General features: G+C 53.0%; 16 protein-coding genes. All 16 read left to right on the forward strand.

What is annotated here, in order from left to right:
* Positions 1 to 398 precede the first annotated feature (398 nt).
* The 16 genes from EDM57_RS17670 (at position 399) to tatC (ending at position 17,403) form a co-directional block, all read left to right on the forward strand.
* On the forward strand, positions 399 to 1,337 hold the full coding sequence (locus tag EDM57_RS17670) for an ABC transporter permease (RefSeq protein ID WP_122906013.1): 939 nt from the start codon (positions 399 to 401) through the stop codon (positions 1,335 to 1,337).
* Complete coding sequence (locus tag EDM57_RS17675) at positions 1,334 to 2,251, forward strand: ABC transporter permease (protein ID WP_122906014.1); 918 nt, start codon at positions 1,334 to 1,336, stop codon at positions 2,249 to 2,251. The genes EDM57_RS17670 and EDM57_RS17675 overlap by 4 nt, the downstream gene beginning before the upstream one ends.
* 5 nt (positions 2,252 to 2,256) lie before the next feature.
* On the forward strand, positions 2,257 to 3,282 hold the full coding sequence (locus EDM57_RS17680; protein ID WP_122906015.1) for an ABC transporter ATP-binding protein: 1,026 nt from the start codon (positions 2,257 to 2,259) through the stop codon (positions 3,280 to 3,282).
* A gap of 132 nt (positions 3,283 to 3,414) precedes the next feature.
* Positions 3,415 to 5,070, forward strand: coding sequence for a peptide ABC transporter substrate-binding protein (locus tag EDM57_RS17685; RefSeq protein ID WP_122906016.1), 1,656 nt, complete (start codon positions 3,415 to 3,417; stop codon positions 5,068 to 5,070).
* A gap of 149 nt (positions 5,071 to 5,219) precedes the next feature.
* A complete protein-coding gene (locus EDM57_RS17690; protein WP_122906017.1) occupies positions 5,220 to 6,320 on the forward strand; it encodes a mandelate racemase/muconate lactonizing enzyme family protein in 1,101 nt (366 codons plus the stop codon).
* A complete protein-coding gene (locus EDM57_RS17695) occupies positions 6,317 to 7,234 on the forward strand; it encodes a C40 family peptidase (RefSeq protein WP_122906018.1) in 918 nt (305 codons plus the stop codon). Before EDM57_RS17690 ends, EDM57_RS17695 begins: the two co-directional genes overlap by 4 nt.
* 26 nt (positions 7,235 to 7,260) lie before the next feature.
* Positions 7,261 to 8,220 (forward strand): ABC transporter ATP-binding protein, encoded by a 960-nt coding sequence (locus tag EDM57_RS17700; RefSeq protein WP_122906019.1) that lies wholly within the window; start codon positions 7,261 to 7,263, stop codon positions 8,218 to 8,220.
* Between the two features lie 245 nt (positions 8,221 to 8,465).
* Complete coding sequence (locus EDM57_RS17705) at positions 8,466 to 9,410, forward strand: sigma-70 family RNA polymerase sigma factor (protein ID WP_122906020.1); 945 nt, start codon at positions 8,466 to 8,468, stop codon at positions 9,408 to 9,410.
* Between the two features lie 152 nt (positions 9,411 to 9,562).
* Positions 9,563 to 10,435 (forward strand): Hsp33 family molecular chaperone HslO, encoded by an 873-nt coding sequence (gene hslO / locus EDM57_RS17710; RefSeq protein ID WP_122906021.1) that lies wholly within the window; start codon positions 9,563 to 9,565, stop codon positions 10,433 to 10,435.
* Between the two features lie 39 nt (positions 10,436 to 10,474).
* Positions 10,475 to 11,377, forward strand: coding sequence for a peptidyl-prolyl cis-trans isomerase (locus tag EDM57_RS17715; RefSeq protein WP_122906022.1), 903 nt, complete (start codon positions 10,475 to 10,477; stop codon positions 11,375 to 11,377).
* Between the two features lie 82 nt (positions 11,378 to 11,459).
* Entirely contained in the window at positions 11,460 to 12,392 is a 933-nt protein-coding gene (gene cysK / locus EDM57_RS17720; RefSeq protein WP_122906023.1) for a cysteine synthase A, read from the forward strand.
* A 123-nt stretch (positions 12,393 to 12,515) separates the two neighbouring features.
* Positions 12,516 to 14,009 carry an anthranilate synthase component I gene (trpE, locus tag EDM57_RS17725; RefSeq protein ID WP_122906042.1) on the forward strand — a complete coding sequence of 498 codons (1,494 nt, stop codon included), beginning with the start codon at positions 12,516 to 12,518 and terminating at the stop codon, positions 14,007 to 14,009.
* A gap of 17 nt (positions 14,010 to 14,026) precedes the next feature.
* Positions 14,027 to 14,611: an aminodeoxychorismate/anthranilate synthase component II gene (pabA, locus tag EDM57_RS17730; protein ID WP_122906024.1), complete on the forward strand. Its 585-nt coding sequence runs from the start codon at positions 14,027 to 14,029 to the stop codon at positions 14,609 to 14,611.
* 135 nt (positions 14,612 to 14,746) lie between these two features.
* The gene (locus EDM57_RS17735; RefSeq protein WP_122906025.1) at positions 14,747 to 16,393 is read left to right on the forward strand and encodes a PhoX family protein; all 1,647 of its coding nucleotides are present in this window, start codon (positions 14,747 to 14,749) and stop codon (positions 16,391 to 16,393) included.
* Between the two features lie 20 nt (positions 16,394 to 16,413).
* Positions 16,414 to 16,617, forward strand: a complete 204-nt coding sequence (gene tatA, locus EDM57_RS17740) for a twin-arginine translocase TatA/TatE family subunit (RefSeq protein WP_122906026.1) — start codon at positions 16,414 to 16,416, stop codon at positions 16,615 to 16,617.
* Positions 16,618 to 16,701: 84 nt separating this feature from the next.
* The gene (gene tatC / locus EDM57_RS17745; RefSeq protein ID WP_122906027.1) at positions 16,702 to 17,403 is read left to right on the forward strand and encodes a twin-arginine translocase subunit TatC; all 702 of its coding nucleotides are present in this window, start codon (positions 16,702 to 16,704) and stop codon (positions 17,401 to 17,403) included.
* Positions 17,404 to 18,590 lie beyond the last annotated feature (1,187 nt).

Raw genomic sequence — 18,590 nt, forward strand, 5'->3', positions numbered from 1 at the left:
GCAGTTATCAAGTACCAGCAGTAACCAAGCAAACAACTAAATAAGAATCAACCGCTGCTTTATTTATTCGTATGTCGTATGCACGTCATACACGTAAGTAAAACCCAGCAAATGCCATGAAAATTGCGCATTTGCTGGGTTTTTTGCTTAATTGCTGGGTTTTTTGCTTATCGGGAAAGTTTCGGGAAAGTTACGGAAAAGCCCATGTAAAGAAAACGCTCGTCGTTTCTGCCTGGAATGCGAACAAAACATCCTTTACCCATCTTTTACCCATCTTTCCCCATCAGCTTGTTCACGCATGTGGCAAATCGCCCGCCCCCATGCAGCGAAACACCGCGCGTTGGGAGCTGCACGCGGTACGTCTGCACCGATACTTCCGAGTGAAAGGAGGAGAGTCCTTGCTATCTTTTGTCTTCCGCCGATTTATCTCCATGATCGTTACGCTCTGGCTCATTGTTACCGTTACCTTTTTTCTGATGCACGCTGTACCTGGTTCTCCTTTTGAAAAAGAGGGAAAAGCGCTGAACGCGGCAGTGGAGCAAAACCTCAATGCCTATTACAACCTGGATAAGCCACTCGTTGTCCAATATGTTCTGTATTTGCAAAAGCTGGTGCAGTTTGATTTGGGGCCGTCGACGGCGAATGCTTCCGATACCGTCAACAAAATGATTGCTCGCGGCTTTCCGGTTTCGTTTCAGCTTGGGGTGATTACTGTTGTGTTCGCCATTTTCTCGGGGGTTGGGCTTGGCGTGGTTGCTGCGTTGCGCCATAACCGTTTGATTGATTACACCGCGATGGTGATTGCTGTTCTCGGAATATCTGTTCCCAGCTTTGTCGTCGCGCCTTTGCTGATTAAGTATTTGGCTGTCGAATGGAAGCTGCTTCCGACAGCGACCTGGGGAACGTGGCAGCATGTGGTGATGCCTGCGCTGGCCTTGGCGTTTGGACCGATTGCCATTATCGCGCGGCTGACGCGTACAAACATGCTGGAGGTATTGACGCAGGAGTACATCGAGACGGCAAAAGCCAAAGGGTTGAAGCCTGTTACGATTGTGGTCAAACACGCCTTGCGCAATGCGATTTTGCCTGTCGTTACGCTGCTTGGTGCGCTCATTGCCAACGTGCTGACAGGGAGCTTTGTCATCGAGAAAATCTTTGCCATTCCGGGCATGGGCAAATACTTCGTAGCGGGGATTATCAACCGCGACTATTCCGTCATCATGGGCACAACCGTGTTTTACAGCGCTCTGCTGATTTTCATGATGTTTGTCGTCGATGTTTTGTACGGCATCATTGATCCGCGAATCAAACTGCATCGAAAGGAGGGCGAAGGATGATCGTTTCTGACGACTTGTTTGTCCCGATGCGCAAAGACAACCTCAATTCGGAAGCAATTGTGCGGCCTCAACTGACATTTTGGCAGGAAGCCTGGCAGCGGCTGAGAAGGAACAAGCTTGCTTTGATGGGGCTGGTCATCATTATTGTGCTGGGAGTGATGGCTGTCATCGGTCCGCTGATTTCGGGACACGAGTACGCCAAACAGTCCATTCTCATGAAAAACAAGGCGCCGTCCGCGACGAACTGGTTTGGTACCGATGATTTCGGACGCGATGTATTTACCCGTGTATGGTACGGGGCGCGCATTTCCCTGTTTGTCGGTTTGATGGCTGCACTCATCGACTTTTTCATCGGTGTCTTGTATGGCGGGATCGCCGGTTATGTGGGCGGACGGGTCGACAACATCATGATGCGCTTCGTCGACCTCCTTTACGGATTGCCGTACTTGCTGGTCGTCATTTTGCTGATGGTCGTCATGGGGCCGGGGCTTGGAACGATTATTGTCGCGCTCAGCGCCACGGGCTGGATCGGTATGGCTCGCACTGTTCGCGGACAGGTGCTGCAACTGAAAAGCTCCGAATACGTGCTGGCGGCAAAAACAATGGGAGCGAAGCCGTTTTACATCATTCGCAAGCATTTGCTGCCCAATACGATTGGCGTCATTATCGTCTACGTCACGTTGTCGGTTCCATCCGCGATCTTTGCAGAGGCGTTTCTCAGCTTCCTGGGTCTAGGTGTGCAGGCTCCGATGGCGAGCTGGGGTGTGATGGCCAACGACGGGCTTTCGACCATTTTGTCCGGTCACTGGTGGAGGCTCTTTTTCCCGGCCTTCTTCATTTCATTGACAATGCTTGCGTTCAACGTGCTCGGTGATGGCTTGCGCGATGCGTTCGACCCGAAGGCAAGGAGGTAGACGACGTGGACAAAACGGAAAAATTGCTGGAAGTAAGCGGTTTGCGTGTCACGTTCAAGACGCACGGAGGCGAAGTGAATGCGGTCCGTGACGTGAGTTTTACCTTGAACAAAGGGGAAACGTTGGCGATTGTCGGCGAGTCCGGCTGCGGCAAAAGCGTGACGGCCAAAAGCATCATGCGGCTCGTGCCGGAGTACATCGGAAAAATCGCTGCTGGCAGCATCATGTTCAAAGGCAAGGACTTGGTTGCGCTGTCGGAAAAAGAAATGCGCGAGCTGCGCGGCAAAGAAATCTCGATGATTTTTCAGGACGCCATGACTTCGCTCAACCCGACCATTTCCATCGGAGAGCAGATCATGGAAGGGATCATTCGCCATCAAAAAGTCAGCAGGAGCGAGGCGCGGCGGCAGGCGATTGAAATTTTGACGCTGGTTGGAATCGCCAACCCGGAAAGCCGTCTCAAGCAGTATTTGCACCAGTTCAGCGGTGGGATGCGGCAGCGGATCATGATTGCGATTGCGCTTGTCTGTCGACCGTCCATTCTCATAGCGGATGAGCCTACGACCGCACTGGACGTCACGATCCAGGCGCAAATCATCGACCTGTTCAAAAGCATTCAGCAAAAAACGGGCGTATCCATTATCATCATTACGCACGACCTGGGCGTCGTCGCCAAGATTGCCGATCGGGTCAATGTCATGTATGCGGGCAAAGTGGTAGAGTCCGGGCCAGTGCGCGACATTTTCTACAACCCGCAGCATCCGTACACGAAAGGCTTGCTCGCCTCGATGCCGCGTCTGGATGCCGACCGTTCGGTACCGCTCAGTCCCATTCCCGGCACTCCGCCTGATTTGTTTGCGCCCCCGCCTGGCTGTGCGTTTGCGGCACGCTGCAACTATGCGCTGGAGGTGTGCCGAAACCATCAGCCAGCGGAAACGAGCGTGCACGGCAAGCACTCCGTAGCCTGTTGGCTGCAAGATCCGCGAGCGAAAAAGGTGCTGGCCGTCATGCAGGCGCCGACGGGAACGTGAGCTTGCGGCACCGGGCAGCATCTGACAGCACTCGGCAGAGATTGTAAGGTTCGCCATCTGGTGTAAAAGAGGGTGTCGTCTATCGGCGCTATCCTTTTACGACATAGAAAAACGATAAGGGGGAAGAAGAACGTGAAAAAACTATCGACGATCCTGCTTTCCGCTTCGCTGGCTGTTTCCGTGTTCATGGCCGGATGCAGCTCTGGGCAAGCGCCAGCGAACGAATCGGCACCGCCTACGGAAAACAACCAGCAGACGCCTTCGCCGGAAGACCAGGCGGCAAAGCTTTTGCTCCTGAACAATATCAAGGAGCCTACCTCGCTGGACCCGCCGCTCGGATTTGACGAGCCGTCCTACAACATTTTAAACAACCTGATGGAAGGCTTGACGCGCCTGGATGAAAACCAGAAGCCACAGCCAGCGGCTGCATCCGAATGGAAAATTTCCGAGGACGGCAGGACGTACACGTTTACTTTGCGCGACAACAAATGGAGCAATGGCGAGCCAGTAACAGCACATGATTTTGAGTACGCCTGGAAGCGCATGCTCGATCCGGCTCTCGCCTCTCCCGCTGCTTTCCTCGCATTCATTATTGAAGGGGCAGAAGCATACAACAGTGGCAAAGGCTCTGTTGACGATGTAAAAGTAAAAGCGCTGGACGACAAAACATTGGAAGTCGTACTGGCGCAGCCTGCCTCCTGGACGTTGCTTTTGGCATCCAACCCGGCATTTTTCCCTGTACACAAAGCGACAGTGGAAAAGAATCCGAAATGGGCAGCAGAGGCTGCAACCTTCGTGGGCAACGGGCCGTTCAAGCTGACGGAGTGGAAGCATGACAGCGAATTGAAAATCATGAAAAACGAGAACTACTGGGATGCGGCAAACGTAACGTTGGCCGGTGCCGTCTGGAAAATGATCGACGACGAGAATACCGAGTACCAAATGTTTACGAACGGAGAGCTGCACAGAACGACAACCGTTCCGGCGGATATGGCAGACCAGCTTTTCCAGGAGGGCAAGGTTTACGTGAAAGATGGCGCTGGTACAGAGTTCTACCGCTTTAATGTGACCAAGGAGCCGTTTGACAACGCCAATATCCGGAAAGCATTCAGCATGGCGATTGACCGTCAGACATTGGTTGACCACATATTGATGCGGAAGCAAAAGCCGGGAACCGGGTTCGTTTCGTATGGCTTGCCGGATGCCAACGGCTCGGGTGATTTCCGTCAGGTAGGCGGCGACCTGGTGAAGTTCGATCCGGCAGAAGCGAAAAGGCTGCTGGAGCTAGGCATGAAAGAAAAAGGCTACACCACCTTGCCGGAAGTAACGCTCACCTACCGCAGCGGCACGGCCACCGAAAAAACAGCCCAGGCTGCCCAGGAAATGTGGAAGCAAACATTGGGGGTAGATGTGAAGCTGCAAAAGGTAGAAGGGCAAGTATTGACCGATATGCAAAAGAAACTGGAGTACCAGATCGCCCGTTCCTCCTGGCTGCCTGACTTCGGGGATGCGATCAACTTCCTGGACATCTTCCAGTCGAAAAACGGCAGCAACCGCACCGGCTGGGCGAATGCAGAATACGACAAGCTGATCGAGGGCGCGTACAAAGAGCCAGACGATGCCAAACGTCTGCAAATGCTGCATGACGCAGAAAAAATCTTGCTGGACGAAGCGCCAGTCGCTCCCCTGTACTTCTACAACACTTCGCTTTTGACCAGCGACAAGGTCAGCGGCATTCAAAGCTCCTCTCTCAGCTACACCGATTTGAGAAAAGCGGTCGTGAAGTAAACACCGTTAGCCGGGAGAAGTCATTTCAGGCGGATGGAATGACTCTCCCCCTTTTTTGCCAAATATTTTAATAGTGCTATAATTTAGTTTGCCTCAAAGAAAAAAGATAGGTAAAGAAAGCACGCGTGCTAGAAAAGATGGAGGAAAACATGATTATTCAAGGCATCGAAGTGAAGAGAATTTCTGTTCCGCTGAAAAAACCGTTTAAAACGGCATTGCGCACGGTGAACAACCTGGAATCCGTACTGGTGAAAATCACATGCGACAATGGCATGGTAGGGTGGGGAGAAGCAACTGCTACGGTCGTTATTACCGGGGATAGCGTCGAAAGCATCGAGTCCGCCATCATGAACACGATGAAGCCGCAGCTGATCGGACTCAATCTGGTTGCCTACGAGCGTGTTTTCCAGACATTGCACCAGTCCATGGTGGGAAACACGAGTGCCAAGGCAGCCGTGGACATCGCGCTGTACGATCTGATTTCCCAACGGGCCGGAATGCCGCTGTACCAGTTTCTCGGCGGGTATCGCGACCAACTGGAGACCGATTATACGGTCAGCGTCAATTCGCCAAAAGAGATGGGTGAGGACGCAGCCGCCTATTTGCAGCAAGGCTTTAACGTGCTGAAAATCAAGGTGGGCAAGGACAATATCGAGGATGACATTTTGCGCATCCAGGAAATACGCAAAACGGTAGGCAATCAGGTGAAGATTCGTCTTGATGCCAACCAGGGATGGAACGTGAAGGAAGCGATTCAGTCGATTCGCAAAATGGAGGACATGGGACTGGGCATCGAACTGATTGAACAGCCTGTAAAAGCGCATGATCTGGAAGGACTGAAGCGGGTTACGGATTCGGTCGATACGCCGATCATGGCTGACGAAAGTGTATTTTCGCCGGCACAGGCGCTGCAGGTTTTGCAAAACCGCGCAGCCGACATGATAAATATCAAGCTGATGAAGGCGGGCGGCATTTTCAAAGCGCAATTGATTAACCAGATGGCTGAAGAACACGGTATTCCATGCATGGTTGGCAGCATGATCGAATCACGTCTGGCCGTATCGGCGGCAGCGCATTTTGCAGCCAGCAAGAAAAACATCACCCGCTTTGACTTCGATGCACCACTGATGCTGTTGCACGATGGCATTGATGGCGGCGTGACCTACGAAGGCCGCCTGATGACCATGCCAAAAGCGCCGGGACTCGGCATTCGTTCGGTCAGCTTCTGGGAAGGGGGAGAACAATCATGAAATCAGCAATCGTATCCGTTTCGGTTGCGACTGTATGGACCAAGCCGGAATCTCCGCGCGACATCGATCAGGCAGCTCTCAGCGCTCCAGTCGATGTGCGCGGGTGGCTGCAGTCGCTGTCTGTCGAGGAAAAGCTCGGCTTTTACGACAACAACGCCATTCAGACGCAAGCACTGTTCGGCACTCGCGTGGAAATCATCGAGGAACAGGGGGAGTGGGCGCACGTCCTGATCCCGGACCAATCAACCAGCAAAAACGAGCTCGGCTATCCGGGCTGGGTTCCGTCCCGCCAGCTTGCTCCGTGGTCTGCTGCTTTTGACGTACAGGATGGGCAAAAGCTGGCGATGGTGACAGCGGACTTTACCCGTCTGCACACGCTGGAACGGGAGCCGGGCATCGAGCTTGCCTTCCTGACCAGACTGCCGCTCGTCGAGGACGGCACCGAGTGGGTGAAGGTAGCGGCACCGGACGGCGAAGCACTTTTGCCAAAAGCAGATGTGGCGATCGTACGCGCAAACGAGCCAATCGAGCTGGCTGGCAACCGCGGCGAAGCCATCGTGGAGACAGGCAAGCGTTTCCTCAACCTGCATTACTTGTGGGGCGGCATGTCCTCTTACGGCTATGACTGTTCCGGCTTTGCCTACAACATGCACCGCTCCGTAGGCATCCAGATTCCCCGCGACGCCTCCGATCAGGCGAGAGCGGGGTTGCTGGTGGAAAAAGCGGATTTGCTTCCGGGCGACCTGCTGTTTTTTGCTCATGAAGAAGGACGGGGCAGAGTGCATCACGTCGGCATTTACATCGGCAACGGCGAAATGATTCATTCGCCTGACTCGCGCAGCGCCATCGAGATCGTTAAGCTGGATGGCTACAAGCTGGAAAAGGAGCATGCAATCTCCAGACGCTACTGGTAAAAGGATAACGGGGGAGGAGTGGCCAGATGGAACGAAAAAAGCTGGTCCAGGTAAAGAACCTGACAAAAACCTTTACGCTTGGCAAAGGACTCTCGTTGAAAGCGGCTTGCGACGTCTCCTTTGACATATACGAAGGGGAGACATTTGGACTGGTAGGCGAATCTGGCTGCGGAAAATCAACGACAGGCCGCACCATCATCGGTTTGTACCAGCCGACCTTTGGGGAGGTGCTGTTCGACGGAATCAATGTCCACAAAGCCTCTGCGAGCGAGCGGAGCCAGATTACGCGTAACATTCAGATGATTTTCCAGGACCCGTATGCGTCACTGAATCCGCGAATGAACATCGCTGAAATCATCGGAGAAGGTCTGCATTTGAACGGGCTGTACAAAGGCAAGGAGCGGATGAAGCGGGTCATCGAGCTGCTGGAGATGGTCGGATTGCAAAAAGAGCATGCCAACCGTTTCCCGCACGAGTTCAGTGGTGGGCAGCGGCAACGGATCGGGATCGCCCGGGCGCTTGCGGTCAACCCGAAATTCGTCATCGCCGATGAGCCGATCTCGGCTTTGGATGTCTCGGTACAGGCACAGGTGGTCAATCTGATGAAAAATTTGCAGCGGGAGCAAAACTTGACCTACTTATTCATCGCCCACGACCTCGCGATGGTCAAGCATATCAGCGACCGGATCGGCGTGATGTATTTGGGCAACATGGTGGAGATGAGCACGAGCGAAAAGCTCTATGAATCTCCGAAACACCCGTACACGCAAGCGTTGCTGTCAGCCATTCCCGTCCCCGATCCCGATCTGGAAAAAAGCCGTGAGCGGAAGATCATCGAAGGCGATGTGCCAAGCCCGATCAACCCGCCCAGCGGCTGTGTGTTCCGCACGCGCTGTCCAGTGGCAAAAGCGGTGTGCGCCGAGAAAAAGCCTGTCTGGCAGGAAGTGGACACCGATCATTTTGCGGCTTGTCATCTTTATCAATAAAAAGCATGTCACTGTCGCAACATTCGACATTTTTTTCAGCCGTCCCTCACGCAAGGGATGGCTTTTTGTCGAGGATTGGTTTCTATATAAAGGAAGGTTTACCAACAAGGATTGGCGGGAAGAACTATTAATATTCTGTAAACTGGCAGGAATCAAACAACTTTTGTCGAAATACGGTTACAGTAAACAACGTAACTCGCCTGACTTCATCGTGAACTCCCAATCCAGAGAAGTGAGGGTTGCATATGACTTTGAGTACCTCCTCATTCCATTCCACTCCCCGTCGCTGGCGGGAAGTAGAAGCACAGTTAGGAATCGTCGTGCCCAGGTCGCTTCGATCTGACACCTCTGCCTTGCTGTTTTTGGAAAGCGTCGCTGCAACACCCATGTTGGACAAAGAAGAAGAATTGGCGTGCCTGATTCGCTATCAGCAGCACGGCGATATGGAGGCACGTGAAAAGATTGTGCGGGCGTATTTGCGCTATGTCGTCAGTACAGCCTTGCGCCATTTGAAAAGAGGCATGCCGTTTCTGGATCTGATCCAGGAAGGCACGATTGGATTGTTTACGGCCATAGACAAATTCGATGTGGGACGCGGCGTACGTCTCTATCATTACTCGCATTGGTGGATTTCCCAGGCGATCACCCGTGCGATCAACGACAAAGGTACCTTGATCCGCATTCCTGTCCACATGCATGAACAGATTCGCCAATACCAAAAGCAGGTATTGCAGCTGATTCACGCGCTGAACCGCACGCCGGATCGGCACGAGATCGCAGGACTGCTCGACATACCGTTGGAAAAAGTCGATGCGATCGAGCTGGCGCTGACGATGAAAATGGAGTCGATTGATGCCGAGCTGGACAGCGAAAAATGGCATTCAGAGCATGACGATGAATGCCTCAGTTATGCCGAGATCATGGACGATGGATTGTCCTCGCTGGACGATTGGATTGAAAAGGTCGACTTGCGCTCGCAAATGCATGCGGCATTGGAGAGGCTCAGTCCCCGCGCCCAGGAGATCATCTCCATGCGTTACGGTCTTTACGACGACCATGTGTACACGCTGGAGGAAGTGGGCAAAATGTTCGGTCTGACCCGCGAGCGAATCCGCCAGATCGAAGCGACGACGATTGACCGACTGCGCACGCAAAAAGCATCGAAAGTGTTGAAAGACTATTTGACCTGATAGCTCAGCCCCCCTTGTTTACGGAGGGGCTTTTTTTGCATGAAAACGGACAACTGTCGGTTCAAGACAGCGGAAGGCGCTTGCGTCCGTCTTCTTGTGGTAAACTGATAAAGGCAGTTCAGATTTTTTCATGGAAGAAGGAGGATCGCCAGATGAGCGATTATTTGATAAGAGCAACCGGATTCGACGGACACGTGCGGGCTTTTGCCGCGCGCACAACAGGGATTGTAGAAGAAATGCGCCGTCGCCACGACATGTGGAACACAGCAACCGCTGCGACAGGACGCACATTGACGGCGACTCTGATGATGGGCGCCATGTTAAAAGGAAACGAAAGTCTCTCTGTCAAAATAAAAGGGGGAGGGCCGATCGGCCAGATCGTCGCGGAGGCCAATGCCGATGGAGACGGGATCGCCTACGCTACCAACCCGCACGTTCATTTTGAGCTGAATGAAAAAGGCAAGCTGGATGTTGCGCGCGCAGTCGGGACAGATGGCTTTGTGTACGTGACAAAAGACCTTGGGCTGAAAGAGCCGTACCAAGGCAGCTCGCCGATTGTCTCCGGAGAGATTGGCGAGGACATCACCTACTACTTTGTGACATCGGAGCAAACGCCATCTGCCGTAGGGGTAGGCGTGCTGGTCAATCCGGAGGACCGCTCTGTTCTGGCATCCGGCGGGTTTATTATCCAGCTTTTGCCGAACACGCCTGATGAGGTTGTGGCGAAAATCGAAGAACGGCTGGGGAAACTGCCGCAAGTATCCCGCATGATCGGCGAGGGGCTGACTCCGGAGGAAATTTTGGCGCGCGTCCTGGACGATCCGAAGTACCTGAGCCGCACAGACATTCAGTTCAACTGCAAATGCAACGAGGATAAAGTCATCCAGGCTCTGATTAGCATGGGACGTGAAGAGATGGAGAGTCTGATTGAGGAACAGGGCGAAGCGGAGGTACACTGTCATTTTTGCAACGAACGCTATCATTTTGACAGAGCCGCGCTGGAAGACATCTTGAAAGACATGTAGGCAAAAGCTGCGCGGCGTCTGCCAGGGGAGAGGGATGGCATGACCAATGGAAAAGGGTTGTGGGCATTCATCGGGGCGCTTGTTTTGTTGCTGCTTGCCGTGACCTGGGCTTGGTACCAGTCGTCCGGCAAGCTGCAGCCTGCGGCTATCGTCGGGGATGTGACGATCAGCGAAGCGGAGTACGTGTCAGCGCTCAAGCAAAAATTCGGGAAGCAGGTGCTCGACGACCTGGTGAATCGCGAGGTTGTTTTCCAGGAGGCCAAGCGTCTTGGAATCAGCGCTGACCCGAAGCAGATCGAGCAAGAGCTGGCGCAAATTCGGGACAGCTATGGCAGCCAGACAGACAGCGAGTTCGAGCAGGCGCTGCAAAAGCAGGCCGGAACGACTGTCGATTCGTTGAAGCGGGAGATCACCTATCAAATTTTGCTGCAAACGTTGGCGACCAGAGATATTGCCATCAGTGACGACGAAGTGTTGAAAGTGTATGAAAGCAGGGCAGAGCGCTATTCGCGGCCGAAGCAGGTGCGGCTGCGGCAAATTGCGGTCGCATCGCAAAAAGAGGCGGAGCAGGTTCTGGCCGAACTCAGGCAGGGGGCCAACTTCCAGACGCTCGCCAAGGAACGCTCCATTGACAGCAGAACAGCCGCAATTGGCGGCGATCTCGGCTGGTTATCCGTGCGCGACCACCAACTGCCAGACGAAGCGTGGAACGCGATCGAAAAGCTGAAGGCAAAAGACAACAGCGAACCGGTCAAAGTAGACGACAACTACGTGATTTATCACCTGGAGCAAAGCAGAGAGGCTACACAGAGGTCGTTTGAAGAGGTAAAAGAGGAATTGCGCCGGGAAATTGCGTTTGCGCAGGTAGAGTCTCTCGATACTGTCCTTGCGCGGTTGCGCGAATCGGTAGGGGTTCAGCTTTTTGGGCAAATGCCTCATTGACCAATTGGGCAACCGTTGATATAATTATGACAACAAATCCTAGCGTTTTACTCGGCTATGTAAAAATAAGGGGGCAAGACATATGCGCGTGGCGAATTCCATTACTGATTTAATTGGCTTTACTCCGCTTGTGAAGCTGAATCGTGTTGTCACTGAAGATCTTGCAGACATTTACTTGAAGCTTGAGTTTTTCAACCCGGGCAGCAGTGTGAAGGACCGTATTGCACTGGCGATGATCGAGGCAGCCGAAGCAGATGGCAGCCTGAAGCCGGGATATACCATTATTGAACCGACGAGCGGAAATACAGGGATTGGGCTTGCGATGGTGGCTGCAGCAAAAGGCTACCGCGCGATCCTGGTCATGCCGGAGACGATGAGTATCGAGCGTCGCAATCTGCTTCGCGCATACGGCGCTGAACTGATTCTCACCCCGGGATCGGAAGGAATGGGCGGGGCCATTCGCAAAGCCGAAGAGCTGGCGAAGGAAGACAGCACCTACTTTATCCCGCAACAATTCAAAAACAAGGCCAACCCGGCGATCCACCGCGATACGACCGCGCGCGAACTGCTGGAGCAAGCAAAAGAAATCGGCGGCGTAGACGCATTTGTTTCCGGAATCGGAACAGGCGGAACGATCACAGGTGTCGGACAGGTGCTGCGCGAGCACTATCCAAACGTACACATCGTCGCAGTCGAGCCGGCAGCATCTCCTGTTTTGTCTGGCGGCAAGCCAGGTCCGCATAAAATCCAGGGGATCGGCGCGGGCTTTGTTCCGGAAATTCTCGATACGCAAATTTACGACGAGATCATCAAGGTAGAAAACGAGGAAGCTTTTGAAACAGCGCGTCGCGTTGCCCGTCAGGAAGGCATTCTGGGCGGCATTTCCTCCGGGGCGGCAATCCATGCTGCGCTGCAGGTGGCGGCGAAACTGGGCAAAGGCAAAAAAGTCATCGCCGTGATCCCATCCAACGGCGAACGTTACCTGTCTACTCCTCTGTACCAATTCGAGGATTGATTGGCAGCAAAATACGAGAGGCCATGTCATGCCATTTTGGCTGCGTGGTCTTTTCTTTTTGCCCGGCGCGACTATATAATGAACGGATAAACAGTGAAAAAACCGGAGCGTGAAACGAAATTGATGTTCCCTACCTATGCACAATGCCAGACGTACGCTTTGACATACCCATTGATTCCGCTTGCCCTTCGCGGCAAATGGTCTGCTGAAATCGACCCGTGGCAGGTGTTGACTACGCTGCAGCCGTCCATGCAGGATGCAGTCTTGCTGGAAAGCGGCCGAGTGGGAAGGTACACTTTTTTGGCCTACCAGCCTGTAGCCACGTTGCGCAGTCAGCGGGGCGAAACGATTGTAATCTATCCCGATCAGCAGGTAGAAAATATGGAGGCGGAGCAGCCGCTCGATGCCTTGCGCAAGCTGCTTGCCCGCTACCGCACGCCAGTCGTTCCAGATATGCCTGATTTTTCCGGCGGAGCAGTAGGCTATCTCAGCTATGACATGAACCGCTTTTTTGAGCCTACGCTGCCCCAGATCGCGACGGACGACTTACAGTTGCCAGACCTGTATGTTATGATAATGCAAGACCTTGTTGTCTTCGATCATCAGACGCGGGAGATCGTATGTCTGACTCATTTGTCTGCAAACGAGTTGAGCGAAGAGACTTATCGACAAGCGGCAACACGTCTGGAAAAGCGGCTGGAGTCACTGGAAAAGCTGGTGGCCGAAGCCGACACCGTGGACTGGGATGCGCTTAGAAAAAGACCGCTGGTTCAGATGACGCCAGCGTCTGTATCGTTTGCAAAAGACCAGTTCGAGGACGCGGTGCGCCGGGTGCAGGAGTATATTGCCCAAGGCGACGTTTTTCAGGTGAACCTGTCCGTGCGGCAAAGCAAGCCGATCCAGGTGCCTGCTTTCGATGTGTACAAGGTGCTGCGCAAGCTGAATCCGTCCCCGTACATGGGCTATCTCAGCTTTCCGGAGTTTCAGTTGGTCAGCGCTTCGCCAGAGCTATTGGTCAAAGTAAAAGGCGGCGAGGTTCACACGCGGCCCATCGCAGGTACCCGTCCGCGCGGGCAAACCGACGCCCAGGACGAAGCATTGGCCCGCGAGCTGATCGACAATGAAAAGGAACGCGCCGAGCACGTCATGCTGGTGGACCTGGAGCGCAACGATCTGGGCCGCGTCTGCCGCTATGGCAGCGTGGAGGTCAGCGAGTTCATGGTCGTGGAGAAATACTCCCACGTCATGCATATCGTCTCGCACGTAAAAGGAGAGCTGGCAGAGGGCAAAGATGCTTTCGACGCTGTGGCGGCGACTTTTCCTGGCGGTACGATTACAGGGGCGCCAAAAGTGCGGACGATGGAAATCATCGAGGAACTGGAGCCAGTCAAGCGCGGCGTGTACACGGGATCAATCGGCTGGTTTGGCTTTAACGGAGATGTCGAGGTCAACATCGCGATCCGGACGATGGTCGTCAAGGACGGGATGGCTCACGTGCAGGCAGGGGCAGGCATCGTGATTGACTCTGTCCCGGAGGCAGAGTACGCCGAGTCGCTGAAAAAGGCAGAGGCGTTATGGAAGGCATTGGAGATTAGCGAGCAGAGAACGATGAGTTGAGAGGAGATGAGTGAAAGATGATTTTGATGATTGACAACTACGATTCTTTTACGTACAACCTGGTGCAGTATGTCGGTGAGCTGGGCGAGGAGCTGCAGGTGTATCGCAATGACAAAATTACGCTGGAAGAAATCGAGCGGCTGGCACCCGATTACTTGATGGTGTCGCCTGGTCCTTGCACACCGAACGAAGCGGGGATCAGCATGGAGGCCATCTCCCATTTTGCCGGAAAAATCCCGATTTTGGGCGTGTGCCTGGGACATCAGTCGATTGGACAAGTGTTTGGCGCAAAAGTCATTCGCGCCGAGCGACTGATGCACGGGAAAACGTCTCCGGTCATTCATGACGGCAAAACGATTTTCCGCGATATTCCGTCTCCTTTTACCGCCGCACGCTACCACTCCTTGATCGTGGAGGAATCCTCCATTCCGAGTGAGCTGGAGGTTACGGCCCGGACGCCTGAAGGGGAAATCATGGCAATTCGCCATCGCGAGTACCCGATTGAAGGGGTGCAGTTCCACCCTGAATCGATCATTACGGAGTACGGCAAGCAGCTTTTGCAAAACTTCCTCACCACCTATGCACGCCATACGACAGGATAACGTTGGATAGAGGACAAAAACCGCCTTTTTTCGGGCGGTTTTTGTATTTTACAGACTCTTCATGCAGGCTTTACCATCTCTCGACATTCGGCTTGTACAATGAGGCATAAGATGGCGAAAGAGGAGAGATGATGAATGGATGTAAACCGTCGACAGTTTTTGACTTATCTGGGTGCAGGTACGGCAGCACTGGCATCAATGGCAACAGGGATTCCAGCATTGGCAGCAGCAGGCAGTACCTTGTCTGGGAAAACAGCCGATCATCTGTTTGGCCTCGAAACGAAAAACCACTCATTTAAACCCAAATTCAAAGAAATTCATCCGACGACAAAAGACGATGTCGTGCTGCCGGACGGATTCAAGTACGATGTCATCGCTTCCTACGGCGACAAAATCAATGCCGCCGGAGATACGTTTGGCTTCAACAGTGACTTTACGTGCTTTTTGCCAATCGACGGCAAGTCTGACCACGGACTTTTGTGGGTGAACCACGAGTATTTAGGTGAGCTGGAATACTACGTCAACGGATACGACTACCTGCATGCCGATCCGGACGACAACAAGCGCACGCCTGAGCAAATTCAAAAATATTTGTACGCGCTCGGCGGCTCCGTCATCGAGATCAAAAAAGTGCAAGGAACATGGAAACTGGTTGCCGACTCCAAGTACGGCCGCCGCGTCAGCGGGCTGACCAGGCACGTGCTGACTGGCCCAGCCGCTTCCATCGCAAAAGAAGTGACCGGAACGTTTGCAAATTGCTCCGGTGGAGTAACTTTATGGAATACCGTTCTTTCCTGTGAGGAAAACTACATGGACGTTGTAGGCGATTGCAAGCTGCCTGACGCAAAGCATTATGGCTGGGTTATTGAAGTAGATCCGTTCGATCCGAAATCGACGCCGAAAAAGCATACGGCACTGGGCCGCTTCTCGCACGAAAATACAGCGATGGTGCTGGCGCCGACAGGACAGCTGGTTGTGTACATGGGCGACGATGCCAAAGACCAGTATGTCTACAAATATGTTTCCAAGGCGAAGTACGATCCAAAAGCCGGGAAAAACAACTCAAAGCTGCTGGAAGAGGGCACGCTGTATGTCGCCAACTTCGGCAAAGGAAAATGGATCGCGCTTGACTACGCTACCAACGACGCTTTGAAAAAAGCGGTGAATGGAGAAGGCAAACCGCTGTTTACCTCCCAGGCTGACGTGTTAATCAACTGCCGCGAAGCTTCCAAAGCGGTTGGGGCAACACCGATGGATCGCCCGGAGGACCTCGAAGTCCATCCGATTGACGGCTCCGTCTTTATCGCCCTGACCAACAACGACAAGCACGGCAATTTTTACGGACAAATCGTGCGTCTGTTTGAAAAAGACAACAACCACGCAGGCGGGGAGTTCACCTTTGAAATTTTCGCAGCGGGCGGTCCGCAAAGCGGGTTTGCTGCGCCGGACAACATGGCGTTTGACAGCGCTGGCAACCTGTGGGTCGTGACCGACATTTCTTCTTCCTCCATGAACAACGGCATTTACAAGCCGTTTGGAAACAACGGGGTGTTTTTCATTCCAACCTCGGGCAACAACCAGGGACAAGCTGCCCAGTTTGCCTCTGCTCCCGTAGGTGCGGAAATGACAGGCCCGTGGTTTACGCCTGACGAAAAAACGCTGTTCTTGTCGGTACAGCATCCGGGCGAAAACCTCAAGGACTACAGCCAGCCAACCAGCCATTGGCCGAAGGGCGGCAATGCAGTAGCTTTGCCGAGTGTGATTGCCATTACGGGTTTCTAGGACAAGGAGTGTAGTGCACCATGCTATCGAGCATCGGGATTCCCGGATTGATCTTGATTTTGATTATCGCCCTGGTCATTTTCGGACCGAGCAAGCTGCCGGAGATCGGTCGTGCCTTTGGCCGGACGCTGACGGAGTTCAAGAGTGCTGCCAAAGATTTGACCAGGGACGACGATGAGGGAAAAGACAAGGGCGCTGAGGAAGCGGTCAAACGGATCAACTAATCGACGGTAATACTTTGGAGAAAAGGCGGTGCGTGCAAGAGGCGCACTGCCTTTTTGCAGCGCAGCGCGTAAGGAGGAATGTGTGTGAACCAAACGATGCCTGTTCTGGAGCATGTGAGTGACTTGCGCCGCAGGCTGCTGATTGTAGCAGCGACGCTGGCCGTCAGCATGGTTGTGTGCTTTTTGTTTGTCGATCACATCTATTTGGCATTGTCGAATCATTCGGGCGAAAAACTGGCGATTCTTGGCCCCGGTGATATTTTGTCGATCTACGTAAAGCTGTCTGCGGTTGGGGCGGTGGCGGTTACGATTCCTGTCGCTGCCTACCAGGCGTGGCGTTTTGTTGTCCCGGCGCTGGAGGAGCGGGAGAGAAAAGTGGCGCTCATGTATATTCCGGCGCTGTTTCTGCTGTTTTTGTTCGGCCTGTCTTTTGCTTACTTTGTCCTGTTTCCGCTGATGTATCAGTTCGTGCTGGGGCTGTCTGCGGGCAACTTTGAGCTGGTGATTACGGCCAATGACTACTTCACGTTCATGCTGAATCTTTGTTTGCCGTTCGGGCTTTTGTTTGAATTGCCGGTGGTGGTTCTTTTTCTCAGCCATCTGGGCATACTGAATCCGCGTCGGCTGGCAAAAATGCGCAAGCCCGCCTACCTGGTGCTCGCGATCATTTCCATTACGATTACGCCGCCTGATTTTTTGTCCGATTTGCTGGTGATTGTGCCGCTGATCGTGCTGTACGAAATCTCCATTTCGATCTCGCGGTTCATGCATGGGAGACGCACATGAGATAATGCGCTTTCGCCGGAAAATAGGGTTGGTGAAAAAGTATCCGTATCAGTGCAGCAGATCCAGAAGGTCTTGCCAACAAAGGGCAATTTGCGGTAAATACTTATTTCTTGCAAACAAAAGACTCATTTTCAGCTTGAGCGTTTCAGGAAAAATCGTTAGGCTGTTCTCCTGCTCTGCGTAGCGGTTCCAGCGGTAATTTCGTCTACTGGTCGGAGCCGATGATTGGTGTCGGTTCAACAAGAGTTCGTACAAAGGAAGAAACGGTTCAATCGTATACTGAGTATACTTTTTCATCAGATTGCGCATCACCGTCAGATTTTTGGGCGCAATATCGCCGAAATAATAGATGCGGGCCTCCTTGGCGCGTATCTTTTTTATTTCCGAAAGATAGCCGAAGCTGGTTTCAATTTTATCCCCCTCGCCATATATTTTTCAGCTTTTGCGAACGCGGCGGGATTCCTTGCGTAGTATTCCGTTTTCATGAGCGGGTGGAGTTTCTGCAACGCTGCCTGTACCGGACTTGTTCTGGCGAGCCCTTTTTGCAGATTTTGCAGCGCCAAATGGTCGATGTGATAGCCTTCATACAGCGATAAGTTCCAACCGTATTTTTTTCGCGAGACGATCGGTGTCAACACGCCTTTTTCTACAAAAAAGCCTATTTCCTTTGCAAATTGGATATACGGGCTGGTTTCGGTTTTTTGCGCGCCCCCGATGGCAAAGACATGGTTCTGCAAGTTGACGGTATCTATCTTTTTTGGGTATGTTGCTTGAGATAAGACTCGATTGCGTTTCTCATGACAGACCCCTCTTATCCGATGTGTTGCCCACCGATTGTAGCCGGTTCCCTGCGGCCGGGCTTCTCAATTTTTGCTGTGAAAATGCAGCAATTACTGACGATGACAGAGAGGCAATCTCCTATATATTTTGGGAGGTCGGGTCTAGTACCGACCAACAGAAAGAGGGGGATAAAATCATGAAAAGAAGTATCAGTGCAGGGATTTGTTCACTTTTCGTAGCCGGGTCCGTCCTGGCTGGTTGCAGCAGTGAGACGGCCACCAAACCGACAGCGGAAACAACTTTTGGCGCAGGCGGAACAAATCCTCATGGATGAAATGCCCATTGTGCCTATCTACCACAATACAGAGACCTGGGTACAGAAGGAGAATGTCAAAGGTGTGCTCATT

It is taken from the genome of Brevibacillus gelatini, assembly GCF_003710935.1.
Taxonomy (GTDB): domain Bacteria; phylum Bacillota; class Bacilli; order Brevibacillales; family Brevibacillaceae; genus Brevibacillus; species Brevibacillus gelatini.

Excerpts from the sequence above, each read along its gene's own strand:
- EDM57_RS17675 (WP_122906014.1), top strand. The coding sequence starts at position 1,334 with ATGATCGTTTCTGACGACTTGTTTGTCCCGATGCGCAAAGACAACCTC.
- EDM57_RS17690 (WP_122906017.1), top strand. The coding sequence starts at position 5,220 with ATGATTATTCAAGGCATCGAAGTGAAGAGAATTTCTGTTCCGCTGAAA.
- EDM57_RS17695 (WP_122906018.1), top strand. The coding sequence starts at position 6,317 with ATGAAATCAGCAATCGTATCCGTTTCGGTTGCGACTGTATGGACCAAG.
- EDM57_RS17700 (WP_122906019.1), top strand. The coding sequence starts at position 7,261 with ATGGAACGAAAAAAGCTGGTCCAGGTAAAGAACCTGACAAAAACCTTT.
- EDM57_RS17705 (WP_122906020.1), top strand. The coding sequence starts at position 8,466 with ATGACTTTGAGTACCTCCTCATTCCATTCCACTCCCCGTCGCTGGCGG.
- hslO (WP_122906021.1), top strand. The coding sequence starts at position 9,563 with ATGAGCGATTATTTGATAAGAGCAACCGGATTCGACGGACACGTGCGG.
- EDM57_RS17715 (WP_122906022.1), top strand. The coding sequence starts at position 10,475 with ATGACCAATGGAAAAGGGTTGTGGGCATTCATCGGGGCGCTTGTTTTG.
- cysK (WP_122906023.1), top strand. The coding sequence starts at position 11,460 with ATGCGCGTGGCGAATTCCATTACTGATTTAATTGGCTTTACTCCGCTT.
- trpE (WP_122906042.1), top strand. The coding sequence starts at position 12,516 with ATGTTCCCTACCTATGCACAATGCCAGACGTACGCTTTGACATACCCA.
- pabA (WP_122906024.1), top strand. The coding sequence starts at position 14,027 with ATGATTTTGATGATTGACAACTACGATTCTTTTACGTACAACCTGGTG.
- EDM57_RS17735 (WP_122906025.1), top strand. The coding sequence starts at position 14,747 with ATGGATGTAAACCGTCGACAGTTTTTGACTTATCTGGGTGCAGGTACG.
- tatA (WP_122906026.1), top strand. The coding sequence starts at position 16,414 with ATGCTATCGAGCATCGGGATTCCCGGATTGATCTTGATTTTGATTATC.